Annotated in this window: 16 protein-coding genes and 1 pseudogene; 4 read left to right on the top strand and 13 right to left on the bottom strand. The window is 69.6% G+C overall.

The window, feature by feature from the left end; all coding sequences use genetic code 11:
• Positions 1 to 17: 17 nt before the first annotated feature.
• From lnt to miaB, 5 genes are read right to left on the bottom strand one after another with little or no spacing between them, the layout of a single operon-like run.
• A complete protein-coding gene (gene lnt / locus GHC57_RS04530) occupies positions 18 to 1,598 on the bottom strand; it encodes an apolipoprotein N-acyltransferase (RefSeq protein WP_153341622.1) in 1,581 nt (526 codons plus the stop codon).
• Between the two features lie 2 nt (positions 1,599 to 1,600).
• Positions 1,601 to 2,590 carry a hemolysin family protein gene (locus GHC57_RS04535; RefSeq protein WP_153341624.1) on the bottom strand — a complete coding sequence of 330 codons (990 nt, stop codon included), beginning with the start codon at positions 2,588 to 2,590 and terminating at the stop codon, positions 1,601 to 1,603.
• Positions 2,565 to 3,188 carry an rRNA maturation RNase YbeY gene (ybeY, locus tag GHC57_RS04540; RefSeq protein WP_153341625.1) on the bottom strand — a complete coding sequence of 208 codons (624 nt, stop codon included), beginning with the start codon at positions 3,186 to 3,188 and terminating at the stop codon, positions 2,565 to 2,567. The genes GHC57_RS04535 and ybeY overlap by 26 nt, the downstream gene beginning before the upstream one ends.
• Complete coding sequence (locus tag GHC57_RS04545; RefSeq protein ID WP_170294678.1) at positions 3,185 to 4,180, bottom strand: PhoH family protein; 996 nt, start codon at positions 4,178 to 4,180, stop codon at positions 3,185 to 3,187. Before GHC57_RS04545 ends, ybeY begins: the two co-directional genes overlap by 4 nt.
• Complete coding sequence (gene miaB / locus GHC57_RS04550; protein ID WP_425500642.1) at positions 4,177 to 5,547, bottom strand: tRNA (N6-isopentenyl adenosine(37)-C2)-methylthiotransferase MiaB; 1,371 nt, start codon at positions 5,545 to 5,547, stop codon at positions 4,177 to 4,179. The genes GHC57_RS04545 and miaB overlap by 4 nt, the downstream gene beginning before the upstream one ends.
• A gap of 267 nt (positions 5,548 to 5,814) precedes the next feature.
• Between miaB and GHC57_RS04555 the strand changes: the two genes are divergently transcribed.
• The 4 genes from GHC57_RS04555 (at position 5,815) to GHC57_RS04570 (ending at position 12,038) form a co-directional block, all read left to right on the top strand.
• Positions 5,815 to 6,792, top strand: coding sequence for an aspartate carbamoyltransferase catalytic subunit (locus GHC57_RS04555; protein WP_153341629.1), 978 nt, complete (start codon positions 5,815 to 5,817; stop codon positions 6,790 to 6,792).
• Positions 6,792 to 8,099, top strand: a complete 1,308-nt coding sequence (gene pyrC / locus GHC57_RS04560; protein ID WP_153341631.1) for a dihydroorotase — start codon at positions 6,792 to 6,794, stop codon at positions 8,097 to 8,099. The genes GHC57_RS04555 and pyrC overlap by 1 nt, the downstream gene beginning before the upstream one ends.
• A gap of 28 nt (positions 8,100 to 8,127) precedes the next feature.
• Complete coding sequence (gene plsY / locus GHC57_RS04565; RefSeq protein ID WP_153341633.1) at positions 8,128 to 8,754, top strand: glycerol-3-phosphate 1-O-acyltransferase PlsY; 627 nt, start codon at positions 8,128 to 8,130, stop codon at positions 8,752 to 8,754.
• Between the two features lie 230 nt (positions 8,755 to 8,984).
• Positions 8,985 to 12,038, top strand: a complete 3,054-nt coding sequence (locus tag GHC57_RS04570) for a transporter substrate-binding domain-containing diguanylate cyclase (protein ID WP_153341635.1) — start codon at positions 8,985 to 8,987, stop codon at positions 12,036 to 12,038.
• A 593-nt stretch (positions 12,039 to 12,631) separates the two neighbouring features.
• Here the strand turns inward: GHC57_RS04570 and lpdA are convergent.
• From lpdA to GHC57_RS19480, 8 genes and pseudogenes are all read right to left on the bottom strand, one after another.
• Complete coding sequence (gene lpdA, locus GHC57_RS04575; protein WP_153341637.1) at positions 12,632 to 14,044, bottom strand: dihydrolipoyl dehydrogenase; 1,413 nt, start codon at positions 14,042 to 14,044, stop codon at positions 12,632 to 12,634.
• A gap of 140 nt (positions 14,045 to 14,184) precedes the next feature.
• The gene (odhB, locus tag GHC57_RS04580) at positions 14,185 to 15,504 is read right to left on the bottom strand and encodes a 2-oxoglutarate dehydrogenase complex dihydrolipoyllysine-residue succinyltransferase (protein WP_153341639.1); all 1,320 of its coding nucleotides are present in this window, start codon (positions 15,502 to 15,504) and stop codon (positions 14,185 to 14,187) included.
• Positions 15,505 to 15,613: 109 nt separating this feature from the next.
• A complete protein-coding gene (locus tag GHC57_RS04585; RefSeq protein WP_153341641.1) occupies positions 15,614 to 16,426 on the bottom strand; it encodes a tellurite resistance TerB family protein in 813 nt (270 codons plus the stop codon).
• A 42-nt stretch (positions 16,427 to 16,468) separates the two neighbouring features.
• Positions 16,469 to 19,426 (bottom strand): 2-oxoglutarate dehydrogenase E1 component, encoded by a 2,958-nt coding sequence (locus GHC57_RS04590; RefSeq protein ID WP_153341644.1) that lies wholly within the window; start codon positions 19,424 to 19,426, stop codon positions 16,469 to 16,471.
• A 319-nt stretch (positions 19,427 to 19,745) separates the two neighbouring features.
• Positions 19,746 to 20,243, bottom strand: coding sequence for a peptidylprolyl isomerase (locus GHC57_RS04595; protein ID WP_153341646.1), 498 nt, complete (start codon positions 20,241 to 20,243; stop codon positions 19,746 to 19,748).
• Between the two features lie 45 nt (positions 20,244 to 20,288).
• Complete coding sequence (coaD, locus tag GHC57_RS04600) at positions 20,289 to 20,801, bottom strand: pantetheine-phosphate adenylyltransferase (RefSeq protein WP_170294679.1); 513 nt, start codon at positions 20,799 to 20,801, stop codon at positions 20,289 to 20,291.
• Positions 20,802 to 20,830: 29 nt separating this feature from the next.
• The gene (gene gyrA, locus GHC57_RS04605; protein ID WP_425500643.1) at positions 20,831 to 23,626 is read right to left on the bottom strand and encodes a DNA gyrase subunit A; all 2,796 of its coding nucleotides are present in this window, start codon (positions 23,624 to 23,626) and stop codon (positions 20,831 to 20,833) included.
• Between the two features lie 332 nt (positions 23,627 to 23,958).
• A pseudogene (locus tag GHC57_RS19480) lies at positions 23,959 to 24,149 on the bottom strand (IS110-like element ISEc32 family transposase); the annotation flags it as partial.

The raw sequence follows: 24,149 nt of genomic DNA on the forward strand, positions 1-24,149 counted from the left end.
CCGATGGTAGGCACGACTCAGGAAGTTGTCGAGCGCCGGCCCCGCGCGGCGAGGACCAGGACCAGCCAGATCAGGCCCCCCAAACCGGCCGGCAGGGCGTTGCCCGCGCGGGCGAACAGGGTGGGCGGCAGAGCGCCGGGCAGCGCCGCGTCCACCACGCCGCGCGTCCCCAGGTCCTGGCGGGCCGTGACCCGGCCCAAGGGATCGACCACGCCGGAAATGCCGGTGTTGGCGACCCGCACCAGGGGCAGGCCCTCTTCCACCGCGCGCAGACGGGCGGTGGCGAAGTGCTGATAGGGACCGGGGCTGAGGCCGTACCAGCCGTCGTTGGTCAGGTTGACCATCCACGCCGGCCGGTCGGCGGCATCCACCACCGCACCCGGGAAGATCACTTCGTAGCAGATCAGCGGAGAGACCGGCGGCGTGTCCGGCAGGCGCAGGGTCAGGGGGCCGGTTCCGAACGAGAAGTCCACCCGCCCCGGGGTGATCTTCTGGACCGGCAGGATGTCGCCGAAGGGCACGTACTCGCCGAACGGCACCAGATGGAACTTGTCGGAGGTAGCCAGCAGGCGCCCCTCGGCCGTGATCGCCATGAGGCTGTTCCAGACCTGGAACGGCTCCTGGCCGGGCGGCGTGATGCGCGGCGCGCCGGTGAGGAGCAGACCACCCGGCGGCACCCCGTCCGCCGCCACGAACCGGCGCGGCACATCGGCGTTGAGCGCGAAGGCCGAGGCCGTCTCGGGCCAGATCACATGGGTGATGTCCTCGAAGCCGGGGGCGCGGCTGAGCGCGACGTGCTCGACCAGGTTCAGGTCGCGCAGATTGCCGTCCCACTTCTGCTGCTGGCTCAGGTTCGGTTGCACCAGCCGCAGGCGCACGCCCTCCACCGCGCCCGGATCCACCGTGGCCAGCCGCCATGCCCCCCAGCCCGAGGGGAGGGCGAGCAGCGCCGCCGCGCCCGCCAGCAGCGCGGCCGAGCGGCCCGGTGGGCGCGTGTCGCCCAGGAGCGCGGGGGCGGCCAGGACCAGCACGGTCAGGCCGCTCAGGCCCAGCGCGCCGATCAGGCTGGCGCTCTGAAGCACCGGCTCAAGGGGCATCCAGACGGTGGCCGCCATGTTCCAGGGAAAGCCGGTGGCGACCCACATGCGCAGCCACTCGGCCAGCATCCAGCCGGCCGCCAGCGCGATGATGCGCCCGGCCGCGCCGGGCCGCCACGCGAGCCCGGCCAGCAGGGTCCCAGCGCCCGAGAACAGCGCCAGCACGGCGCTCAGGCCGCCCACGGCGAAGGGAATCATCCAGCCGAAGGTGGCGGCATCCACCAGCAGGGCATGGGCGATCCAGTGGATCCCGACCACGAAGAAGCCGAGGCCGAACCACCAGCCGGTCCCGAAGTAGGTCCGCCGCGGGCGGCCGCGTGGATCGGACTCGATCCCGTCCAGCAGCCAGACCAGCCCGACCAGCGCCACGGCCAGCAGGGGCACGGCGTGAAAAGGGGGCAGGGCGAGAGCGCCCAGCGCCCCCAGCGCGACCGCCAGCCCGCGACGGCGCCAGCCGCGCAGGCCCGCGACGGCGGCGGCGAGCCGCTGGATCGGGCGCATGCCTAGGGGCCGCCGTTGCCGGCGCGGGACCCTTCCGGGATCTCCGGCGGCAGGTTGCGCAGCCGCAACCGCTTGATCCGGCGCGGATCGGCCTCCATGACCTCGAACTCAAGGCCGCTTTCGTGGACCAGCAATTCGCCCCGGGTCGGCACCCGGCCCGCCAGCCGGAACACCAGTCCGGCCAGGGTGTCGGTCTCCTCGCGCTCGTCCTCGGTCAGGATGGCGCCGTACCGGCCCTCGAACTCCTCCAGGTCGAAGCGGGCGTCCGCAACCACCGAGCCGTCCTCCTGCACCACCAGTTCGGGGTCCACCTCGGCGTCGTGCTCGTCCTCGATCTCGCCGACGATCTGCTCCACAAGATCCTCGATGGTCACCAGCCCGTCGATGCCGCCGTACTCGTCCACCACCAGCGCCATGTGCGTCTTCTTCAGGCGCATTTCCAGCAGCAGATCCAGCACACGCATGGACGGCGACACGAACAGGACCGGCCGCGCCAGGGCGCCCAGGTCCGGTTGCTCGCCCCGGTGCAGGAAGGGAATGACGTCCTTGATGTGGACCATGCCCAGGGTGTCGTCGAGCGATTCCCGGTAGACGGGCATGCGGGAATGGCCCTTGTCGGCCATCATCCGGGCGATTTCCGGCAGGGTCGCCGTCTCGCTCAGGGCCGAGATGTCCGGTCGGGGCACCATGATGTCATCAGCGGTCATGTCGCGCTGATGCAGGATGTTCGTAATCAGCAGGCGTTCGTGCGCGTCGATGGGCAGTTCCGCCTCGTCGCGGCCCTCGATGATCTCTTCCAGCGTGTCGCGCACCGAACCGTCGCCGTTGCCACGCCCCCGGAACAGACCCCGGATCCAGTCGCCCAGGCCGTCGCTCTCGCCGTCGCCGTCGCCGCCGCCGGTCGCCGGGTCGCCGTCCACGGGGCCGTTGCGCGGACGCTCGGGCTCCGGGGCCGGGCCCGGCTCGCTACTTGGTGATGTCGGGTCGTTCATTGTCTCCAATCCCTGGATCCCGCGCCGGCGCGTGTGGGTCGGCAATGCCGAGCCCGGCCAGGATGCGGGTTTCAAGGCGCTCCATGACCTCGGCCTCGGCGTCGTCCTGATGGTCATGGCCCAGCAGGTGCAACACGCCATGGACCACCAGGTGTGTCAGGTGATCGGCCAGGGTCTTGCCGTCGCGGGTCGCCTCCTCCCGCGTCGTTTCCAGGGCGACGATCACGTCGCCCAGCATCTCCGGTTCGTCGTCCCCGTCGTCCCAGGGCTCGGCCTGGGGGGGCAGGGCGTGGCCGTCGCCGTCCTCCAGCGCCGCGAAGGCGAGCACGTTGGTCGGCTTGTCCTGGCCCCGGAAGTCCCGGTTCAGGTCGCGCACGCTGGCGTCGTCCTCCAGGGCCACGCAGACCTCCAGCCCGCGGTCCGGGCGCAGCCGCCCGGCCAGGGGCGAGTCCGCCAGTCCGTCCTCAAGCGCGGCGTGAACGGCGCGCTCGCACAGGGCCACGGGGCCCTTGACCGCCTTACGCCAGGCCGGCAGGTCCACCACCACATCCACGCTGACCCGCGGCGCGTTCGCCTCTGCCGTCGCCGTCCCGGTCATCGCCGATGGTCCTTGCCTGCGGTGTCCGTGTCCTTGCCGAGTTGCCGGTCCCGCGCGTCATAGGCTTTCACGATGCGCGTCACCAGATCGTGGCGCACCACGTCCCGGTGCGAGAAGGAACACACCGACACCCCCTCCAGGCCGTCCAGGGTCTCCAGCGCGTCGCGCAGCCCGGAGCGCGCGCCCAGCGGCAGGTCGATCTGGGTCATGTCGCCGGTCACCACCATGCGCGAATGCTCGCCCATCCGGGTCAGGAACATCTTCATCTGGGTCGGGGTGGTGTTCTGGGCCTCGTCCAGGATGATGCAGGCGTTGGCCAGCGTGCGCCCGCGCATGAAGGCCAGCGGGGCCACCTCGATCTCGCCCGCCTCCATGCGGCGCATCACCTCGTCGCCCGGCAGCATCTCATACAGCGCGTCATACATGGGCCGCAGGTAGGGGTCCACCTTCTCGCGCAGGTCGCCGGGCAGGAAGCCCAGGCGCTCGCCGGCCTCCACCGCCGGACGCGACAGAATGATGCGGTCCACCGCCCCGGTCATCTTCAGCACCACCGCATGGGCGATCGCCAGATAGGTCTTGCCGGTGCCCGCCGGTCCCAGCCCGAACACCAGTTCGTCCCGGGCCATGGCCTGCACGTAGCGGGCCTGGGCGGGCGAGCGCGCCTCGATCGCGCGCTTGCGGGTGCGCAGAACGGGCGCCGGGCCGTCGGGCAGGGCCTCCGGCTCCAGGCCCATGCGCACGGCGGCGTCCACATCCGCCTTGGTCACGTCCTGGCCGGCCCGCGCCCGGCTGTAGAGCGCATCCAGCGCCCGGACCGCGACGCTCACGCCCTCGGCCGTGCCGGCCACCGTGATTTCGTTGCCGCGCGTGGGCAGCGAGACGCCCAGGCGCGCCTCCAGGTGCTCCATGTTCTCGCTGCCGGGGCCGAACACGACCTGAAGGGCGCCATTGTCGCCGTAGGTCCGGACCGCCTGAACGGTGTCGCCGGTCACGCCCGCACCCTCGCGGCCTGCGCCGGGTCGGCGTCGGCGAGCCGGCCGGACAGGCTGTTGGGCTGGCCCTGCTCCACGATCACCCGGCGCACGGTGCCCAGCATGGTGCCGGGCGCCTGCACGTGGACGGGCTGCATGAAGGGGCTGCGGCCAACGAGCTGGCCCGGCCATTTGCCCGTGCGGTCCAGCAGAACGTCCATCTCCAGGCCTTCGCAACGGCGGTTGAAGGCGATCTGCTGATCCCGCAGCCGCTCCTGCAGCGAGGCCAGACGGCGCGCCTTCTCGTCGGCGGGCACCTGCGCCGCCATGCCGGCGGCCGGCGTGCCGGGCCGGGGGCTGTACATGAAGGAATAGGCCTGCACGAAGCCGATCTCGTCCACCAGGTCCAGGGTGGCCTGGAACTCCGCCGCCGTCTCGCCGGGGAACCCGACGATGAAGTCCGACGACAGGGCCAGATCGGGCCGCGCCGTCTTCAGCCGGTCCACGATCCGGCGATAGGCGTCGGCGTCGTGGCCCCGGTTCATGGCCTTGAGAATACGATCGGAGCCCGACTGCACGGGAAGGTGCAGGAAGGGCATCAGCGCCGGCACCTCGGCATGGGCGGCGATCAGGTCGTCGTCCACGTCGCGCGGGTGGCTGGTGGTGTAGCGGATGCGCTCCACCCCGTCGATCTCGGCCAGGGCGCGGATCAGGCGGCCCAGGCCCCAGGTCGCCCCGGCGGGACCCGCGCCGTGATAGGCGTTGACGTTCTGGCCGAGCAGGGTGATTTCCACCGTGCCCCCGGCGGCCAGGGCGCGCGCCTCGGCCAGGATGTCGGCGACCGGGCGCGAGTACTCGGCGCCGCGCGTGTACGGCACCACACAGAAGGTGCAGAACTTGTCGCAGCCCTCCTGGATCGACAGGAAGGCGGCCGGGCCGCGCTCGCCCGCCGGCGGCAGGTGGTCGAACTTGGGGTCTGCCGGAAAGTCGGTGTCGAGCTGCGCCGTGCCGGCCCGGCTGAGGCGCGCGATCATCTCGGGCAGGCGGTGATAGGCCTGCGGTCCCAGCACCAGGTCCACGAACGGCGCGCGGGTCAGGATCTCCTCGCCCTCCGCCTGGGCCACGCAGCCGGCCACGCCCAGGATGGTGCGGCCCAGACCCCGGGCCTCGCGGGCGGCGCGGATCTGGCGCAGCCGGCCCAGCTCGGAGAACACCTTCTCGGCGGCCTTCTCGCGGATGTGGCAGGTGTTCAGGATGACCATGTCGGCGTCGGCCGGGTCGTCGGTGGCCGAATAGCCGAGCGGCGCCAGCACGTCCGCCATGCGGGCGGAGTCGTACACGTTCATCTGGCAGCCGTAGGTCTTGATGCAGAGTTTCCTGGTCGCCAAGGCGAGTCGTTCGCGCGGTGCGAGCCGCGTCCTCATCTCGTGGAAACGTTGACCGGCGCAGACCCGGCGGACTCCGGGCGCCGGGCCGGCCCCCCGGTTCGGGCAAGCAGGCTGCTGAATTTGCAAGGTGAGCGGGGGCCGGCGGGTTGTCAAGCGGGCGTTGTGGCCCGCCGGGCGGCCGTTCGCCCGGCGGGCGCGGTTCGCCGCCGGTTTCGGGCCCGCCAGACCCTTGCCGACGGCGGGTCCGGAAGCTATGGTCCGGCCACCATGACAGACGCCATTTTCGCTCACCGCGACCTGCTCGGCATCCAGGGGCTTCATCCTCCGGAAATCGGGCACCTATTGGATCTCGCCGACGGTCAGGTGGACCAGTGTCGCGGCCTGGACAAGGCCAGCGACGCCATGGCCGGACGGACCGTCATCAACCTGTTCTTCGAGAACTCGACCCGCACCCGGACATCGTTCGAACTGGCCGCCAAGCGCCAGGGGGCCGAGGTCATCAACATGCAGGTCTCGACCAGCTCGGTCGCCAAGGGCGAAACGCTGATCGACACCGCCGTGACCCTGAACGCCATGCATCCCGACGTGCTGGTGGTCCGCCATCCGGAATCGGGCGCGGTCAAGCTGCTGGCGGAAAAGGTGAACTGCGCCGTCGTCAACGGCGGCGACGGCAGCCACGAGCATCCCACCCAGGCGCTGCTGGACGCGCTGACCATCCGCCGCCGCCGGGGCCGCCTGGACGGCCTGCGCGTGGCCATCTGCGGCGACATCCTGCACAGCCGGGTGGCGCGCTCGAACATCATCCTGCTGACCACCATGGGCGCCGAGGTCCGCCTGATCGGTCCGAACACCCTCGTGCCGCGGGCGTTCGAGGACATGGGCGTGCAGGTGTTCACCAACATGCGCGAGGGCCTGACGGACTGTGACATCGTCATGATGCTGCGCCTGCAGACGGAGCGCATGCGGGGCAACTTCATCCCGTCCGTGCGCGAGTACTTCCGCTTCTTCGGGCTGGACCGGGACAAGCTGTCGCGCGCCAAGCCGGATGCGCTCATCATGCACCCGGGACCGATGAACCGGGGGGTGGAGATCGACTCCGACGTGGCCGACGACTTCGAGCGCAGCGTGATCCGCGAGCAGGTCGAAATGGGCGTGGCCGTGCGCATGGCCGTGCTCGACCTGCTGGCCCGCAACCTGGACAGCATGCGCCGCAACCAGCCCTTCGGCGGGCGGGGGGGCGTCTGATGGCCATCAACACCCCGGGCCGCATCGCCTACGTCAACGCCCGTCTGCTCGACCCCGCCAGCGGCCTGGACGCCATGGGCGGCCTGCTGACCGAGGGCGAGCACATCGTTCACTTCGCGCCCGGCCTGTTCGCCGACGGCGCCCCCGTGGGCGCCCAGGTGGTGGACTGCGACGGGGCCTGCCTCGCCCCCGGTCTGGTGGACATGCGCACCCAGTTGCGCGAGCCCGGCCAGGAGCACAAGGAGAGCTTCAAGAGCGCCGGCCGCGCGGCCGTGGCCGGCGGCATCACCTCCATGGTCGGTCTGCCGAACACCAACCCGGTGATCGACGACGAGGCGGCGGTGGAGTTCGTCGCCCGCCGCGCCCGGCTGATCGGGCTCGCCAAGGTGTTCACCTACGCCGCCGCCACCAAGGGGCTGGAGGGCCGGGAACTGGCGGAAATCGGCCTGCTGCGCGAGGCCGGCGCGCTGGCCTTCACCGACGGCGTCAAGGCCATCGCCGACGCGCAGGTGATGCGCCGCCTGCTGTCCTATGCGGCCAGTCACGACCTGCTGGTGATCCAGCACCCGGAGGAACCGTCGCTGGCCTCCGGCGTCATGAACGCCAGCGAGATGTCCACCCGCCTGGGCCTGCGCGGCATTCCGCGCGAGGCGGAAATCATCCTGCTGGAACGCGACATGCGGCTGGTCGCCATGACCCGGGGGCGCTATCACGCCGCCCACGTCAGCACCGCCGAGGGCGTGGACATCATCCGCAAGGCCAAGGCGGCCGGCCTGCGCGTGACCTGCGACACCGCGCCGTTCTACTTCGCGCTGAACGAACTGGAGGTGGGGGACTACCGCACCTTCGCCAAGCTGTCGCCGCCGCTGCGGTCCGAGGCGGACCGTCAGGCCATCGTCGCCGGGCTGGCCGACGGCACCATCGACGTGGTGGCCTCCGACCACTGCCCGCAGGACCAGGACACCAAGCGCCTGCCGTTCAATCTGGCCGAGTTCGGCGGCATCGGTCTGGAAACCCTGCTGGCGGTGACCCTGAAGCTGACCCAGAGCGGGCCGCTCAGCCTGCTGCAGGCGCTGGATCTGGTGACCCGCAGGCCCGCCGACCTGCTGGGGCTGGAAGCCGGGCGGCTGCGCACCGGCGCGCCCGCCGATCTGGTGATCTTCGATCCCGAGGCGCCGTGGAAGGTGGTCGCCGACACCATGCGGTCCAAGTCGAAGAACTCGCCCTTCGACGGCCATCTGGTGCAGGGCAAGGTGATCCGCACCGTGGTGGACGGCCGCACGGTCTTCCCCGAAACGGCGCGCTGAGCCAACACAGCCCAGGGAGGGTTCCGTCATGGCCGACCTCTGGCTTGCCCTGCCGCTGGCCGCGCTCGGGGGGTACCTGCTGGGCGGCGTGCCGTTCGGGCTGGTGCTGACGCGGCTGGCCGGCCTGGGTGATATTCGCGCCATCGGCTCCGGCAACATCGGCGCCACCAACGTGCTGCGCACCGGGCGCAAGGATCTGGCGCTGCTGACCCTGCTGCTGGACTCCGGCAAGGGGGCGATCGCCGCCCTGGGGGTGCGGGCCCTGCTGGGATGGGAGGGCGTGGACCCGATCCTGCCCGTGGTGGCGGGCGTGGCCGCCGTGATCGGCCACAACTATCCGGTCTGGCTGCGCTTCAGGGGCGGCAAGGGGGTGGCGACCACGCTTGGCGTGCTGCTGGCCACCGCCTGGCCCGTGGGCGGTCTGGCCTGCCTGACCTGGGTGGTGATGGCCGGCGTGTTCCGCTATTCCTCTCTGGCCGCACTGGCGGCCCTAGCCCTGGCGCCGGCCTATGCCTGGGCGCTGGCGGCCCCGGTGCATGTCGCCGGCTTCGGTCTGCTGGCCGTGCTGGCGTGGTGGCGCCACCGCGACAACATCCGCCGTCTGCTCGCCGGGACGGAAACGAAGATCGGGCAGAAGTCCAAGGCCAAGGGATAACCGACCGCCGGGCGCGACGGGGTCGCCGCGCCGGGGGATCGTGGATCCGCGTGCTGCACATTGGAATTCATTTCAGGTCTGCATTGAGGCGGCCGCATGGATCATCCGGATCCGGCTGGCGGACTCCAGGCTGACCGCGGGGATCCGGCGTCTCGGCCAGAGGTCGGGGCCGTTGGCCCGACCAAAGGCCAGGGCGACGGGTCGGTCGCCAACATGTAAGGAAAGGCGTGATGCGTGCTCCGCCCCATGACCGCCGTGCCTTCGGGCACAGTCTCTCCGCCGCCTGTGGGCGCGCGGCGCGGTCGGTCATGGCCGTGTCCGTCCTGGTGCTGGCGGGCCTGTGGCTGCTGACGGGCGCGGCGGCGGCGCAGCCCGCCGACACCGGCGCGAGGGCCTCGCTGGAGCTGACCCCGCGTGAACAGGCCTGGATCGCGGCCAACCCCGAGATCCGCATGGGCATGGTGGCCGACAACGCCCCCTATTCCTTTTTCCGCGACGATGCGTTCCAGGGGTTCTCGGTCGATCTGGCGCGGCGGGTGGAAGACCTGACCGGGCTGCGCATCACCCTGCGCATGGGAAGCTGGGCGCAGGTCTACAGCGCGTTCCGGGCCGGTGAACTGGAGGCGATCGAGGCCATTTCGTACACGGAGGCCCGCGCGCGCTCCATCCTGTTCACCGAACCGTACTACCTGCGGCGCACCATGGTGTTCCACAACCTGGACCGCCCGCTGCCGCCCCTGGACGACCCGGCGGTGCTGGCCGGGACGCGCGTCGGCGTCATCCGCGATATCTACTACGCCGACGATCTGGCGGCGCGCGGCTACGACGTGGTGCCCTACGACAGCTACCGGGAGCTGGTGTCGGACCTGGCCTTCGGCTGGATCGACGCCATCCTGGCCCCGGAGCTGACCGGCCGCTTCTTCGCCCGCGAGAACGGGTTCTCCAACGTGGCGGTGGCCGGCGCGCTGCCGGCGACGGATCTGGTGCTGGAGGACTTCCGCTTCGGGGTGCCCCGGTCCCTGCCGGTGCTGCGCGACATCCTCGACAAGGCGCTGGCCGCGATCCCCGATGCCGAACTGGACGCCATGGTGGACCGTTGGCGCTCCGCCCGGCCTGGCCTGACTCTGACCGCGGGCCCCCTGCGCCTGCTGCCGCAGGAACAGGCGTTCATCGCGGAACGGCCGGTGGTGCGGGTCGGATTCATGCCGGACTACTGGCCCTACAGCTATCTGGCCGAGGGGCGCCCGCACGGGTTCGCGGTGGACCTCGCGCGGGAGATCGGCGACCGCGCCGGGCTGAGCATCGAGCCCGTGTTCGACACCTGGCCGCGCCTGCTGGAGGCCCTGGCCAACGGCGATCTGGACGTGCTCGCCAACATCTCGTTCACCGAAGGGCGGGCGCGCACCATCCTGTTTACCGAGCCGTATCATCAGGTTCCCCTGACCGTGTTCGTGCGCGCGGGCTTCGGCCGCTACACCGACCTGTCGGACCTGGAGGGCCTGCGGGTGGGCGTGCCGCGCGCCGTGTTTTTCGAAGCCCCGCTGACCGCGCGCCTGGGGTCCGAGGCGATCGTGCCGTTTTCCCGCAAGGTGGACATGATGCGCGCCCTGGCCGATGGCGAGGTGGATGCGGTGGTCGTCGCGCTCAGTCACGGTCTGGCGCTGATCCGGCGACAGGGGCTGATGTCCATCGAGGTGGGCGGCGCGTTCGAGATGGAGGGCGTGGCCAACGAGGATCTGCGCTTCGGCGTGGGCTGGGACAAACCGTTCCTGCGCGGCATTCTCGATCGGGTCATGGCCTCGATCCCCACGGCCCGATGGGCGGAACTGGAGAGCCGGTGGCTCGGCCCACGTCAGGCGCAGGAGGGTATGGCGGTGGTCCCGCTGCCGCCGGAGGAACGGGCGTGGCTCGACGAGCAGGGGGTGTTGCGGGTCTGCGGCGGGGCGGCCGACGATCCCTATGAGCGGCCGGGCGAGCACGGCAGCTATCAGGGGGTGGCGGGCGACGTGGTGCGGCTGCTGTCGCAGCGGGCCGGGTTCGCCTGGGAACTGGTGCCGGCGGAGAGCCGCGCGGCAGCGCTCGCCAACGCCCAGGAAGGCCGCTGCGACCTGCTGCCGTTCGTCGTGGCCCTGCCGGACGCGTTGCCGGGCTGGCGGACCACCGCGCCCTATCTGCGCATGCCGGCGGTGGCGGTCACGCGGCTGGAACACCCGTTTCTGCGCGGCATGGCCTCGCTGTCCGGGGAGTCGGTCGGCATCGTCGGGACCTCGCCGCTGCGCGACACGCTCGCCGCGCGCTATCCGGACATCACCCTGGTGCCGGTGGACAGCGAGGCGGATGGGCTGGACGCCGTGCAGACGGGGCGCCTGGACGGCATGATCGGATCGTTGCCCCATCTGGGCTATCTGATTGCGCGCCAGCGCACGCCGGACCTGAAGATCGCCGGGCAGATTCCCCTTGACTACGACGTCCGGTTGGCGGTCCCGGCGGAGCTGGCGCCGCTCGTGACCATCCTCAACCGGACCATCGCCGCGCTTGGGGACTCGCAGGCCACCGACATCATGGACCGCTGGATGGCGGTCCGCTTCGAGCGCACGGTGGACGCGCGTCTGGTGTGGGGTGTGGTGCTGGGCGCGCTGGTGCTGCTGACGCTGGTGGTGATCTGGAACCGGCAGTTGCATCGCCTGAATGCGCAGCTCAACCGGGCGAACGCGCGCCTGCGGGACCTGAGCGTGACCGATGGGCTCACCGGGCTCCCCAATCGCCTGTATATCGAGAACCGCATGGCCGAGGCGTTCTCGGTCTGCCAGCGCAACGCCCTGCCGTTCGCCATCGCCATGATGGACGTGGACCGCTTCAAGGCGGTCAACGACGAGCTGGGTCATGCGTTCGGGGATGCCTGCCTGCGCGACCTGGCCGGTTTGATGGAGACTCATTTCCGGCGCGAGGGCGACTCGGTGGCCCGCTTCGGGGGCGAGGAGTTCGTGACCTTCTCGGTCGGTGACAGCGCGCGGCGGTTCCCGGGGCATCTGGAGGCTCTGCGGACGCGCATCGCCGGGCATACCGTCACGCATGAGGGACGGACGCGCACCATCACGATGAGCATGGGCTGTCATGTCGCCGCGCCCGGTCGGGACGACAGCCTGTCGGCGTTTCTGGCGGAGGCCGACCGCAATCTGTACCGGGCCAAGCAGTCCGGCCGGAATCGGGTGGTCGGCGGCGGCATGGGCGAGGAGACCGCGCCGCCGGAACGGGCCTCGGAGAATCTTACGAAACTGTCATGACCCGGAAAATCGCCGGTCACGTGGCCTGTGCGATAAAGGGATCATCAGAGGCGGACGGAACACCGCCGACGATCCTCAGCGAAGAAGCCAGAGCACCGTATCCGATCGAAATCCAGACCTACCGGCCAGCGGGCCCACACGCTTCAGCCACGGGTTGGCCCGCCACCAGAGACGAGAACCCCTCCTCCTTCCGAACCCCGCGCCTCAGCCACGCGATGGTTCACCCAGAAACGAAGCAACGCCCGCCTCGCGCTTCCCCTCGCGCGGCGGGCGTTTCGCTTTTTGGCCCGGCAGCCCCTGCCGAGGACCGTTTAAGCCCATGCGCATGGGAGAGAGGGCCGGTGCCGCGCTGGTGTCAACGGCACGAGAAGTGATGGCTAGACCCGATCCTACACCAAAAACTGGGAGTGTCATCCTGAAGGCGCGAAGCGCCTGAAGGATCTCGGGAAGGGGTGTGCATCCCCCGGCTGGGAGGCGCTCGGCCTCCCGAGATCCTTCGCCACTTTCAGCGGCTCAGGATGATGCGAAACAGGCGGCGAGAGTCCGGACCCTCTCGCCGCCGATATGGCACGACGCGGCCCCTTTTGCTCGCGTTACATATGCAACGGCCGGCCATGCACCGCGAGGGCGGCTTCCTTGACCGATTCGCCGAGCTGCGGATGGGCGTGGCTGGAGCGGAAGAGGTCCTCGGCCGTGGCGCCGAACTCCATGCCGACCACGACCTCCTGGATCAGGTCGCCGGCCGACGCGCCGACGATGTGGCAGCCGAGCACCCGGTCGGTGCGGGCATCCGCCAGGATCTTGACGAAGCCGTCGGTGTCGTTGTTGGCGCGCGCGCGGCCGTTGGCGGTGAAGGGGAAGGTGCCGGCCTTGTAGTCCGTGCCGGCGGCCTTCAACTGCTCCTCGGTCTTGCCGACGGCGGCGATCTCCGGCCATGTGTAGACCACGGACGGGATGGCGTCATAGTTCACGTGGCCCGCCTGGCCTGCCAGCATCTCGGCCACGGCCACGCCTTCTTCCTCGGCCTTGTGCGCCAGCATCATGCCGCCGATCACGTCGCCGATGGCGTAGATGCCCTTGGCGGTGGTCTCGTAGCGCGCGTTGACCTTGATGAAGCCGCGCTCGGTGCGCTCGATGCCGTTCTTGTCCAGGCCCAGGCCCAGGCTGTGCGGCGCGCGCCCGATGGCCACCAGCACCACGTCGGACATCAGGTGCTCCGACTCGCCGCCGGCCGCCGGCTCCACGGTCAGGTTGACACCCTTGGTGGTCTTCTTGGCGGCCGTGACCTTGGTGGACAGCTTGAACGTCAGCCCCTGCTTCTTGAGGATGCGCTGGGTCTGCTTGCGGACCTCGGCGTCCATGTTGGGCAGCACGTGGTCCAGGTATTCGACGACGGTGACCTTGGCCCCCAGGCGGCTCCAGACCGAGCCCAGCTCCAGCCCGATGACGCCGGCGCCGATCACGGTCATGCGCTTGGGCACCTTGGGCAGGGCGAGCGCGCCGGCCGAATCCACGATCATGCGGCCGTCGATGTCGACGCCGGGCAGGGGGGCCGGCTCCGAGCCGGTGGCCAGTACGATGTGATCGGTCACCAGCGTCATGTCGCCGCCGTCGTGCAGCGCCACCCCCACCTCGTGCGGGGCGTCGATGCGGCCCATGCCGCTGATCCAGTCGATCTTGTGCTTCTTGAACAGGTAGGCGATGCCGTCCACGTTGGCCTTCACCACGCCGTCCTTGCGGGCCATCATCGCCGGCAGGTCGGGCCGGACGGTTCCCGTGATCTTGATGCCGTGATCGGCGGCCTCGTGCCTGGCCTGCTCGAACAGGTGCGTGCTGTGCAGCAGCGCCTTGGACGGGATGCAGCCCACGTTCAGGCAGGTGCCGCCCAGGGTCTTGCGCATGTCCACGCAGGCGACCTTCATGCCGAGCTGGGCGGCGCGAATGGCGCAGACGTACCCCCCCGGGCCACCGCCGATCACGACCAGATCATAGGGATTGTCACTCATCGGATTCAGTCCTTCCACTTGCGTTTTTTTAGCGGCACCGGCCCGGCGCCCCCGCGTCCGGCCGACCGTCTTATCCCCGTTCCCGGCCCCCACATTCGAACGGGGCGCCCGGTTCCGGACGCCCCGTCGGCGAGGGCTCGTTACATGTCGAGGAGGATCCGCTGCGGATCCTCCAGGCATTCCTTCATGCGCACCAGACTGCTGACCGCCTCCTTGCCGTCGATGATGCGGTGATCGTAGCTCATGGCCAGATACATCATCGGCCGCGCCTGGATGGACCCGTCCGGCATGACCATGGGCCGCTGCTGGGTCTTGTGCATGCCCAGGATGGCGGACTGCGGCGGGTTCAGGATCGGCGTGCTCATCAAGGAGCCGTAGACCCCGCCGTTGGAAATGGTGAAGGTGCCCCCCGTCATCTCTTCCATGGTCAGGGCGCCGTCGCGGGCCTTCTTGCCATAGGCGGCGATGTCGGCCTCGATCTGGGCGAAGCTCTTGGTGTCGCAGTCGCGCACCACCGGCACCACCAGACCCTGCGGGCCGCCCACGGCCACGCCGATGTCGTAATAGTTCTTGTAGACGATGTCGGTGCCGTCGATCTCGGCGTTGACCGCGGGGAACTCGCGCAGGGCGACGACGGCGGCCTTGATGAAGAACGACATGAAGCCCAGGCGCACGCCGTGCTTCTTCTCGAACGCGTCCTTGGTGCGGGCGCGCACCTCCAGAATGGCCGTCATGTCCACCTCGTTGAAGGTGGTGAGCATGGCGGCGTTGTTCTGGGCCTCCTTCAGGCGCTCGGCGATGCGCCGGCGCAGGCGGCTCATGGGCACGCGCTCCTCGCGCGGGTCGTCCTCGCGCGGGGCCTTGGCGGCGGCGGGCGCCTTGGATGGGGCCTTGGACGGGGCGGGCGCGGCCTCGGCCGGCTGGCCGCGCTCCAGGAAGGTGAGCACGTCTTCCTTGGTCAGGCGGCCGTCCTTGCCGGTGGCGGGGATCTTCGACGGGTCCAGGCTGCGTTCCTCGACCAGCTTGCGCACGGCCGGGGACAGCGGATGATCCAGGTTGGCGGCCTTTCCGCCGGTCGCGGGAGCCGGTTCGTCCTTCGGCTTCGGAGCCTCTTCGGCTTTCGGTTCAGGCTTCCCTTCGGCCTTCCCTTCGGCCTTCCCTTCGGCCTTCCCTTCGGCTTTCGGCGCGGCCTTTTCGGCCGGCTTGGCGGTGCTGCCGGCGGCGCCGGCCTCGATGCGCCCGAGCAGGGCGCCCACCTCCACTTCGGCGCCCTCGGCGGCGATGATCTCGGACAGCGCGCCCGCTTCCGGCGCGTTCACCTCGACCGTGACCTTGTCGGTTTCCAGTTCCACCAGGGGTTCGTCGGCCGCGACCGCGTCCCCCTCCTTCTTCAGCCACTTGGCCACGGTGGCCTCGCTGACGGACTCACCCAGGGCGGGCACGGTGATCTCGGTGGCCATTGATGTTCCTTCCATCCTCTCGGTCTTGTCGGCAGCCGGTGAGGGGGAGGGCTGCCTGTGGCCGGTCGCGACGGGCGCCGGGCGGCGCCGTCCGGCCGGGTGCGTGGGGTCAGTCGGTGGACTCCGCGACGGTCGCGTGCAGGTGGTCCACCAGGGCGGGGTCGAGCCGAAGCTGGGCGGCGAGCATGGCCAGATAGCCTTTCTCGGCCGGGCCGTCCGGGTCGATGGCCAGCAGCGAGGCGGCGTAGATCTCGGCGGCGATCTCCGGCGTCGTGGCGGCGGCGGTCAGGGCGCCCACGTCCATGGGGCGGCCCAACTCGTCCATGACGAAGGCCTTGGCGTCGGCATCCAGGTCCAGGGCGTTCAGGTGCTCGAAGATGCGGCGGTATTCGTCGCCGTCGATGTGGCCGTCCGCCTTGGCCGCCGTAATCATGGCGCGGAGCAGGGTCAGGCTCAGATCCTGGCCGGCCTGGGGATTGGACGGCGGCGGCAGAAAGCCGCTGTCGGCCGGGGGCGGAGTCCAGCCGGCCGCGCGCGGATCGGCGGACGGTCCGGTCGTCGCCGGGGCGGGCGGCGGCGTGGTGGACGCCTGACCCGCGCCCGGTTGGGGCTGGCGGGCCTGCCAGTCGCGATAGGCCTTGTAGGCCAGCCCGCCGACGGCCGCGAGACCGCCATAGGTGGCGACCTTGCCGGCCACCTTGCGGCCCTTCTTGGAGCCGAGCAGAACCCCCGCGAGCCCGCCGGCCAGGGCGCCGCCCGCGACCCCGCCCCAGGGGGACGCGCCCCGTGATGGCGGCGGGGCGGCCTGAGACGGCGGGGCCTGCGGCGGCGGCGCGCCCTGCGGTCCGGCGGCGGGGGGTGGGTGGGCGCCGGACTGGCCGGTGCCCAGGAACTGATCTAGCAGACGGTGCGCATCGAACATGGAAACGGGACCCTCGGGGTTTCAGGTCCGGGCGGGCGGGCCTCAGTTCACGCGGGACAGGTCGGTGGGCCGCTGGAAGGGCTGCGGCAGCGAATCGAGCGACCACGACAGGGCCTGCTCGATGAGTGTCGCCTGTTCCCGGGCATGGGTGCGGGCCACCCCCGCCGCCGTGGAGGCGGAGGCTTTGCGTCCCGCATAGTGCGCCCGCCGCGCCTTGTTGTGCAACTCCTCCAGCGCGTACTGGAAGCGGCGATCAACGAACATCCAGCCCCCCATATTGGCGGGTTCCTCCTGGCACCACACCACCTCGGCGTTGGGGTAGCGCTTGAGCTGGCGCTGCACGCTGTCCTTCGGCCAGGGGTAGAACTGTTCCACGCGGACGATGGCGACATCGGTGATCTCCTGCTCGCGCCGCGCCTGGAGAAGGTCATAGTACACCTTGCCCGAGCAGAACACGACGCGGCGGATCGCCTCGTCCGGCACCAACTCGTCGATCTCCGGGATCAGGCGGTAGAACCGGCCGCCGTCCTCGAACGCGGACAGCTCGCTGACGCACAGCTTGTGGCGCAGCAGCGACTTGGGCGACATCAGGATCAGGGGCTTGCGGAAGTTGCGCCGGAGCTGGCGGCGCAGGGCGTGGAAGTAGTTCGCCGGTGTGGTCAGGTTGCAGACCTGCATATTGTCTTCGGCGCACAACTGAAGGAACCGCTCCAGCCGCGCGGATGAGTGCTCCGGCCCCTGGCCCTCGTAGCCGTGCGGCAGCAGCACCACCAGACCCGACATGCGCAGCCACTTGTATTCGGCCGCGCTGACGAACTGATCGAAAATCACCTGTGCGCCGTTGGCGAAGTCGCCGAACTGGGCCTCCCACAGCACCAGGGACATGGGGTCCTGGGTGGCGTAGCCGTACTCGAAGCCCAGCACCGCATATTCGGACAGCGGGCTGTCGAACACGTAGAACGGCGCCTGATCGTCCCGGATGGTCTTGAGCGGGTAGTATTTGCGTTCGTCGGTCTGGTCAATCAACACGGCATGGCGGTGAGAGAAGGTGCCGCGTCCGCTGTCCTGGCCCGACAGCCGCACGGGATGGCCTTCCAGCAACAGGGTGCCGAAGGCCAGGGCCTCCGCCGTCGCCCAGTCGATGCCCTTGCCGGTCTCCCACATCTTCGCCTTCGCCTTGAGCTGGCGGGCGATCTTGGGGTTGAGATCGAACTCCTCCGGGGCGGTGGAGATGGCCTTGAACACGGTGTCCAGGGCCGGGCGCTTGGCGGCGGTGACGTACTGCTTGTACTCCTCCTCGCCGAAGGCGGCCTCCAGGCCCTCCCACGTGCCGGTCAGCCAGTCCGCCTGATTGGGGCGGTAGGACTCGCCGGCCTTGAAGGCGGCGTCCAGGCGCTCGGTGTAGGACGCCAGCATGCCGTCCACGTCGTCCCGGGTCAGCAGCCCGGCCTCGATCACGCGGCGGGCGTAGAACTCCCGCGCCGTCGGATGCTCGGAAATGCGCTTGTACATGCGCGGCTGGGTGAAGGCGGGTTCGTCGCTCTCGTTGTGGCCGTGGCGGCGATAGCACACGATGTCCAACACGACATCGGCGTGGAAGGTCTGCCGGAATTCGATGGCCACGCGGGCGGCGTGGACCACGGCTTCCGGATCGTCGCCGTTCACGTGCAGGATCGGGGCCTGAATCATCTTGGCGATGTCGGTGCAGTACTGGCCCGAGCGCGCGTACTTGGGATTGGTCGTAAAGCCGATCTGGTTGTTGACCACGATATGGATCGTGCCGCCGGTGCGGTAGCCGACCAGTTGGGCGAGCGCGAAGCACTCCGCAACCACACCCTGGCCGGCCATGGCCGCATCGCCGTGCAGAATGATGCCCGTCACCTTGGCGCGGCCGTCCTCGCCGATCTGGGTCTGACGGGCGCGCACCTTGCCCAGCACCACGGGGTCCACCGCCTCCAGGTGGGACGGGTTCGCGTTCAGGGTCACGTGAACGGTCTTGCCGTCGAAGTCCCGGTCCGCCGAGGTGCCCAGATGGTACTTCACATCGCCGGAGCCCTGCACGTCCTCCGGGTTCGCCGAGTTGCCCTCGAACTCGCTGAACACCGCTTCCAGCGGCTTGTGCAGGACGTTGGTCAGGATGTTCAGGCGGCCACGGTGGGCCATGCCGATGGTCACGTGCTCCAGGCCGAGCTGACTGCCGCGCTTGAGGATCTGCTCGATCGCCGGGATGGTGGACTCCGCGCCTTCCAGGCCGAAGCGCTTGGTGCCGGTGTACTTGCGGTGCAGATAGGTCTCGAAGGTCTCCGCCTCGATGATCCGCTGCATGATGGTCTTGCGGCCGAGGTCGGTGAAGGCCGTGCGGTTCAGCTCGCTTTCCACCCGGCGCTGGATCCAGGCTTTCTGGTCCGGGTACTGGATGTGCATGAACTCGACGCCGATGTGCCCGCAATAGGTCTCGCGCACCACCTCGACGATCTTGCGCAGCGGCGCCGACTCCAGGCCCAGCACGTTGTCGATGAAGATTTCGCGGTCCAGGTCGGCGTCGGTGAAGCCGTAGCTGTGATAGTCCAGCTCGGGATGCGGCTCCGGCTCGGTCAGGCCGAGCGGGTCCAGGCGCGCTTCCAGATGGCCGCGCACGCGGTAGGCGCGGATCAGCATCAGGGCGCGGATGGAGTCCAGCGTATGCGCGCGGATCGTGTCCTGCGACAGGTCCGCCGCCTCGGCGGTGGGCGCCTTGCCCTTTTTCTTGGCGTCCGGCGGCGGCGCGTCCGGATCGGGGGCGCCGATCACGTGCCGGTCGGGCCGGCTCCACGAGGGGCCCCGAAGCTCCGCCCGGATGTCCTCGGCGCCGTCGCGCAACTCGGCGAAGAACGTGCGCCACGTCTCGTCCACGCTCTCCGGGTCGTCCAGATAGCGCTCGTACAACTCGGCGATGTAGGTGGCGTTGGCGCCGGAGAGGAAGGAAGCGTGCAGGCCGGGGTCGTTGAAGAGAGTATCCATCGTGGCGCGGTCCAACGCGGCCGGGGCGCCGCGTCTCCTCCTGCTGTGGGCCAACCCCGCATGGTGGGTGGCGTTTGGCGGCACGACGTTTCGGACCGGAGCCGGCCGGGCTGCAACCGGAGAGCCCCACGGGGTCCAGCCCCCGGCAACCGAACCGCCGCTGGACGACGGGACCCGCCGCGCCGGTGGGCGCGACCGGACCCCTGGTGTGACAACCCCCTTACATTAGGCAACCGGCGTCCGGTGTTCCACTCCCTTGTTGTCGGTTCCGTCCGATATTCGGACGGCTGCAAGACGCCCGGCGCGACGATCCGGCTTCCTAGGCGTCGGCGGCCACCCACATGCGCAGGATGGCGTCCGGGTCATCCACCTTGCCGTTGTGCGCGGACGGGCCGATCTTGATGCCGTCCACGGCGTCCATGCCGTCGGTGACCTGACCCCAGATGGTGTACTGACCGTCCAGATGGGGCACGTTGGCCAGACAGATGAAGAACTGGCTGTTGGCCGAGTTGGGGTTCTGCGTCCGCGCCATGGAGCAGGTTCCGCGCAGGTGCTGCGCCTGGGAGGACGGAGAGAACTCCGCCTTCAGGTCCGGCAGGTCCGATCCGCCCATGCCGGTGCCGGTGGGATCGCCGGTCTGGGCCATGAAGCCCTCGATCACCCGGTGGAACACGACACCGTCATAGAACCCTTGGCGGGTCAGGGTCTTGATGCGCTCCACGTGGTTCGGCGCCAGATCGGGCCGCAGCGCGATGGTCACGATGCCGTCCTTCAGTTCCATCTTGATGGTGTTTTCGGGGTCGAGCGTCTCGGCCATGATCGCGCCTTTCCGGGAAAGTGAAAATCGATGAGGTCGGGCACCTTACCCCTGCTCGCGGAAGCGCTGCAACAGGCGGGCGTGAATGCTCGGCGTCACAAAGGTGGACACGTCGCCGCCCAGGCGCCCGATCTCCTTGACGAACCGCGAGGAAATGAAGTGCGAGCGTTCCGAGGCCATGAGGAAGACCGTTTCGACCGTGTTGTCGAGACGGGCGTTCATGCCGGCCATCTGGAACTCGTACTCGAAGTCCGAGACCGCGCGCAGGCCGCGCACGATGATGGACGCGTCCATCTCCCGCACGAAGTTGACCAGCAGGGTCTCGAACGGCATGACCTCGATGCGCGCCTGGGCCCGGGTGCCGTGCTCCTCCAGGGACTCCCGCACCATTTCCACGCGCTCGTCGAGCGAGAACATGGGGCCCTTGCCGGCGTTGACCGCCACGGCGACGATCAGGTGATCCACCAGCCGGGTGGCCCGGCTGATGATGTCCAAATGCCCGTTGGTGACCGGGTCGAACGTCCCCGGATAGATGCCCACATGCTTGCGTGCGGTCACGGCCGATCCCCCCCCGTTGCGGTCGCGCGTCACGTGTCGTCTCCTGCGTCCGGCGGGGGCGCGTCCGGGGTTCCGTTTCCGGTCCCGTCCCCGGTCTCGCTCCCGTTTTCGCCGTCCTCGTCGTCCTCCACCAGCGCGGCGGGCAGGTGCGCGGCCGAGACCACCACCTCGTCCAGGCCGGTGCGGAACAGCCGCACGCCCAGCGTCTTGCGGCTGGCGATGCGCACGTCGTTGAGCGGGCTGCGGATCAGCTTGCCGGCGTTGGTGATGAGCATGATCTGATCGTCGTGCCCGACCGGGAACGAGGCCACCACGTTGCCGTTGCGCGGCGCGGTGTCGATGTTGACGATGCCCTTGCCGCCGCGCCCCGTCACCCGATACTCGAACGACGATGTGCGCTTGCCGAAGCCGTGTTCCGTGACGGTCAGAATGAACTCCTCGGCCGCGGCCATGGCCTCGAAGTCCTCGTCCGAGAGGGTGCCGGGCTCGACGGCCTCGGCCTCGACATCGGGGGCGTGGTCCGGCTCGGCGTCCTCGTCCTCCGGCCGGCGGCGTTCCTGGCTGGCGCGCTTGAGGTAGGCCGCCCGCGTCGCCGCGTCATAGTCCGCATGGCGCAGCATGCCGAGCGAGATGACCCGGTCGCCCTTGTCCAGACGGATGCCGCGCACGCCGGTGGAGGTGCGTCCGGCGAACACCCGCACGTCGCCCACGGGGAAGCGGATGCACTTGCCCGCGTGCGTGGCCAGCAGCACGTCGTGGTCCTCGGAGCAGGTGTGCACGCCGATCAGCGCGTCCCCGGGCTCCAGCTTCATGGCGATCTTGCCGTTGGCCATGATGTTGGTGAAGTCGGACAGCTTGTTCCGGCGCACGCCGCCCGAGGCGGTGGCGAACATCACGTCCAGCTCGCCCCAGGAGTCCTCGTCCTCCGGCAGGGCCATGATGGTCGAGATCGTCTCGCCCTCGCCCAGCGGCAGCAGGTTGACCATGGCCTTGCCGCGCGCCTGCGGCGTGCCCTGCGGCAGGCGATACACCTTCATCTTGTAGACGATGCCCGCCGACGAGAAGAACAGCAGCGGGGCATGGGTGTTGGCGACGAACACGCTGGTGACGAAGTCCTCGTCGCGCATGGCCATGCCGGCCCGGCCCTTGCCGCCGCGCCGCTGCGCCCGGTAGGTGGAGAGTGGCACCCGCTTGATGTAGCCCGTGTTGGTGACCGTCACCACCATGTCCTCGCGGGCGATCAGGCTTTCGTCGTCCACCTCGAATTCGACGTCCTGAAGCTCCGTCCGGCGCGGTGTGGCGAAGGCCTCGCGCACCTCGGCCAGTTCGCCGCGCATGACCGCGAACAGCTTCTCGCGCGAGCCCAGGATGGCGAGATACTCCTCGATGCGGGCGCCGATCTCGCGCAGCTCCTCGTGGATCTTCTCGCGCTCCAGCCCGGTCAGGCGGTGCAGGCGCAGATCCAGGATGGCGCGGGCCTGGGTTTCCGACAGCCGGTAGCGGCCGTCCACGACCCCCCGGCCCGGCTCGTCAATCAGCGCGATCATGGGCGCCACCTCGCCGACCGGCCAGTCCTCGGCCATCAGGCGCTCGCGGGCGGTCTGCGGATCGGGCGCGGTGCGGATCATCTGCACCACGCGGTCCACGTTCACCACCGCCACGGCCAGACCCGCCAGCACATGGGCGCGGTCGCGCGCCTTGCCCAACTCATAAATCGTGCGGCGGCGGATGACCTCTTCGCGGAAGTCGATGAAGGCCACCAGGATGTCCCGCAGGGTCAGCATCTCCGGCCGGCCCTGGTTCAGCGCCAGCATGTTGACGCCGAACGACGTCTGAAGCTGGGTGTAGCGGTAGAGCTGGTTCAGCACGACGTCGGCCTGGAAATCGCGCTTGACCTCGATCACCACGCGCACGCCGCGCCGGTCGGACTCGTCGCGGATGTCCGAGATGCCCTCCAGCTTCTTGTCGCGGACCATCTCGGCCATCTTCTCGATCATGGCCGCCTTGTTGACCTGATAGGGCACCTCGGTGACCACGATGGCCTCGCGGTCGCGCGCCATGGGCTCGATGGCGCAGCGGGCGCGCATCACGATGCTGCCGCGCCCGGTCAGATAGGCGGCGCGGATGCCGGCCTTGCCCATGACCAGCGCGCCGGTGGGGAAGTCCGGTCCGGGCACGATCTCCAGGAGGTCTTCGGCCGTCAGGTCTGGATCGTCGATCAGCGCCAGCGTGGCGTCGATGACCTCACCCAGATTGTGCGGCGGCAGGTTGGTGGCCATGCCCACCGCGATGCCGCCGGCGCCGTTGACCAGAAGATTCGGGAAGCGCGCCGGCAGCACCACCGGCTCGACCGAGTTCTCGTCGTAGTTCGGCTGGAAATCGACCGTGTCCTTGTCGATGTCCTCCAGCAGCGCGTGCGCGGCCTTCGACAGGCGGGCCTCGGTGTATCGCATGGCCGCGGCCTTGTCGCCGTCCATGGAGCCGAAGTTGCCCTGGCCGTCGATCAGCTTCAGGCGCATGGAGAAATCCTGCGCCATGCGGACCATGGCGTCGTAGATCGCCGAGTCCCCGTGCGGGTGGTACTGGCCCATCACGTCGCCGACGATGCGCGCGGATTTTCGGAACGGCCGGTTGTAGGTGTAGCCGTTCTCGTTCATCGCATACAGGATGCGCCGGTGCACGGGCTTCAGGCCGTCGCGCACGTCTGGCAGGGCGCGGCTGACGATCACGCTCATGGCGTAATCGAGGTAGCTGCGCTGCATCTCCGCCTCGATGGTGACGGGGGAGATGTCGTGGTCGGAGGGGGTGTCGGAGGGTGTCACGATCGGATATCGCCTGAGGGTGTCTGGGCCTGTCCCCGGGCCGCCACCCGCCGAGTCGGCGGTATGCGGCACCAAAAGCCCTGACGCCCGGCGGCCGTTGGGACGCCGGTGCGGGCAGGGAAAGGGGCAGGGACCTTAGCAAACGCGGAACGGGGGAGCAATGTGAGGGTAACGCGGCGGACTCCGAGGGGACGCCGTTTCGGTCCCGCGTGCACGGCAACGGGTTCAGGTTAACATGACGGCCTGTTCCGCGCCGGCTGAGCAGGCCTCTCGAGATCCCTCGTCTCGCTTCGCTCACTCGGGATGACACCCTAAAAATATAGGATGTCATCAACTCAGTTTGTGGCGGGTTCGGGCTGAGGCCGGAGGACCGCGTTTGCGATGGTGACGAGCTTTCTGGCAACGGCGAGGAGTGCGCCTTTTGGTGTCTTTTTGTTTCCGATAAGCCGTTCGTAGAAGGCCTTGAGGTCGGGGTTGTATCGCACGGCGGAGAGCGCGGCCATGAAGAGCTTGGATCGCAAGGCGC

Source organism: Roseospira navarrensis (assembly GCF_009601025.1).
In the GTDB taxonomy this organism is placed as follows: Bacteria; Pseudomonadota; Alphaproteobacteria; order Rhodospirillales; family Rhodospirillaceae; genus Rhodospira; species Rhodospira navarrensis.

Excerpts from the sequence above, each read along its gene's own strand:
- plsY (WP_153341633.1), top strand. The coding sequence starts at position 8,128 with ATGGCCGACCTCTGGCTTGCCCTGCCGCTGGCCGCGCTCGGGGGGTAC.
- GHC57_RS04590 (WP_153341644.1), bottom strand. The coding sequence starts at position 19,426 with ATGGATACTCTCTTCAACGACCCCGGCCTGCACGCTTCCTTCCTCTCC.
- GHC57_RS04585 (WP_153341641.1), bottom strand. The coding sequence starts at position 16,426 with ATGTTCGATGCGCACCGTCTGCTAGATCAGTTCCTGGGCACCGGCCAG.
- lnt (WP_153341622.1), bottom strand. The coding sequence starts at position 1,598 with ATGCGCCCGATCCAGCGGCTCGCCGCCGCCGTCGCGGGCCTGCGCGGC.
- GHC57_RS04535 (WP_153341624.1), bottom strand. The coding sequence starts at position 2,590 with ATGAACGACCCGACATCACCAAGTAGCGAGCCGGGCCCGGCCCCGGAG.
- GHC57_RS04570 (WP_153341635.1), top strand. The coding sequence starts at position 8,985 with ATGCGTGCTCCGCCCCATGACCGCCGTGCCTTCGGGCACAGTCTCTCC.
- ybeY (WP_153341625.1), bottom strand. The coding sequence starts at position 3,188 with ATGACCGGGACGGCGACGGCAGAGGCGAACGCGCCGCGGGTCAGCGTG.
- pyrC (WP_153341631.1), top strand. The coding sequence starts at position 6,792 with ATGGCCATCAACACCCCGGGCCGCATCGCCTACGTCAACGCCCGTCTG.
- lpdA (WP_153341637.1), bottom strand. The coding sequence starts at position 14,044 with ATGAGTGACAATCCCTATGATCTGGTCGTGATCGGCGGTGGCCCGGGG.
- GHC57_RS04555 (WP_153341629.1), top strand. The coding sequence starts at position 5,815 with ATGACAGACGCCATTTTCGCTCACCGCGACCTGCTCGGCATCCAGGGG.
- GHC57_RS04595 (WP_153341646.1), bottom strand. The coding sequence starts at position 20,243 with ATGGCCGAGACGCTCGACCCCGAAAACACCATCAAGATGGAACTGAAG.
- odhB (WP_153341639.1), bottom strand. The coding sequence starts at position 15,504 with ATGGCCACCGAGATCACCGTGCCCGCCCTGGGTGAGTCCGTCAGCGAG.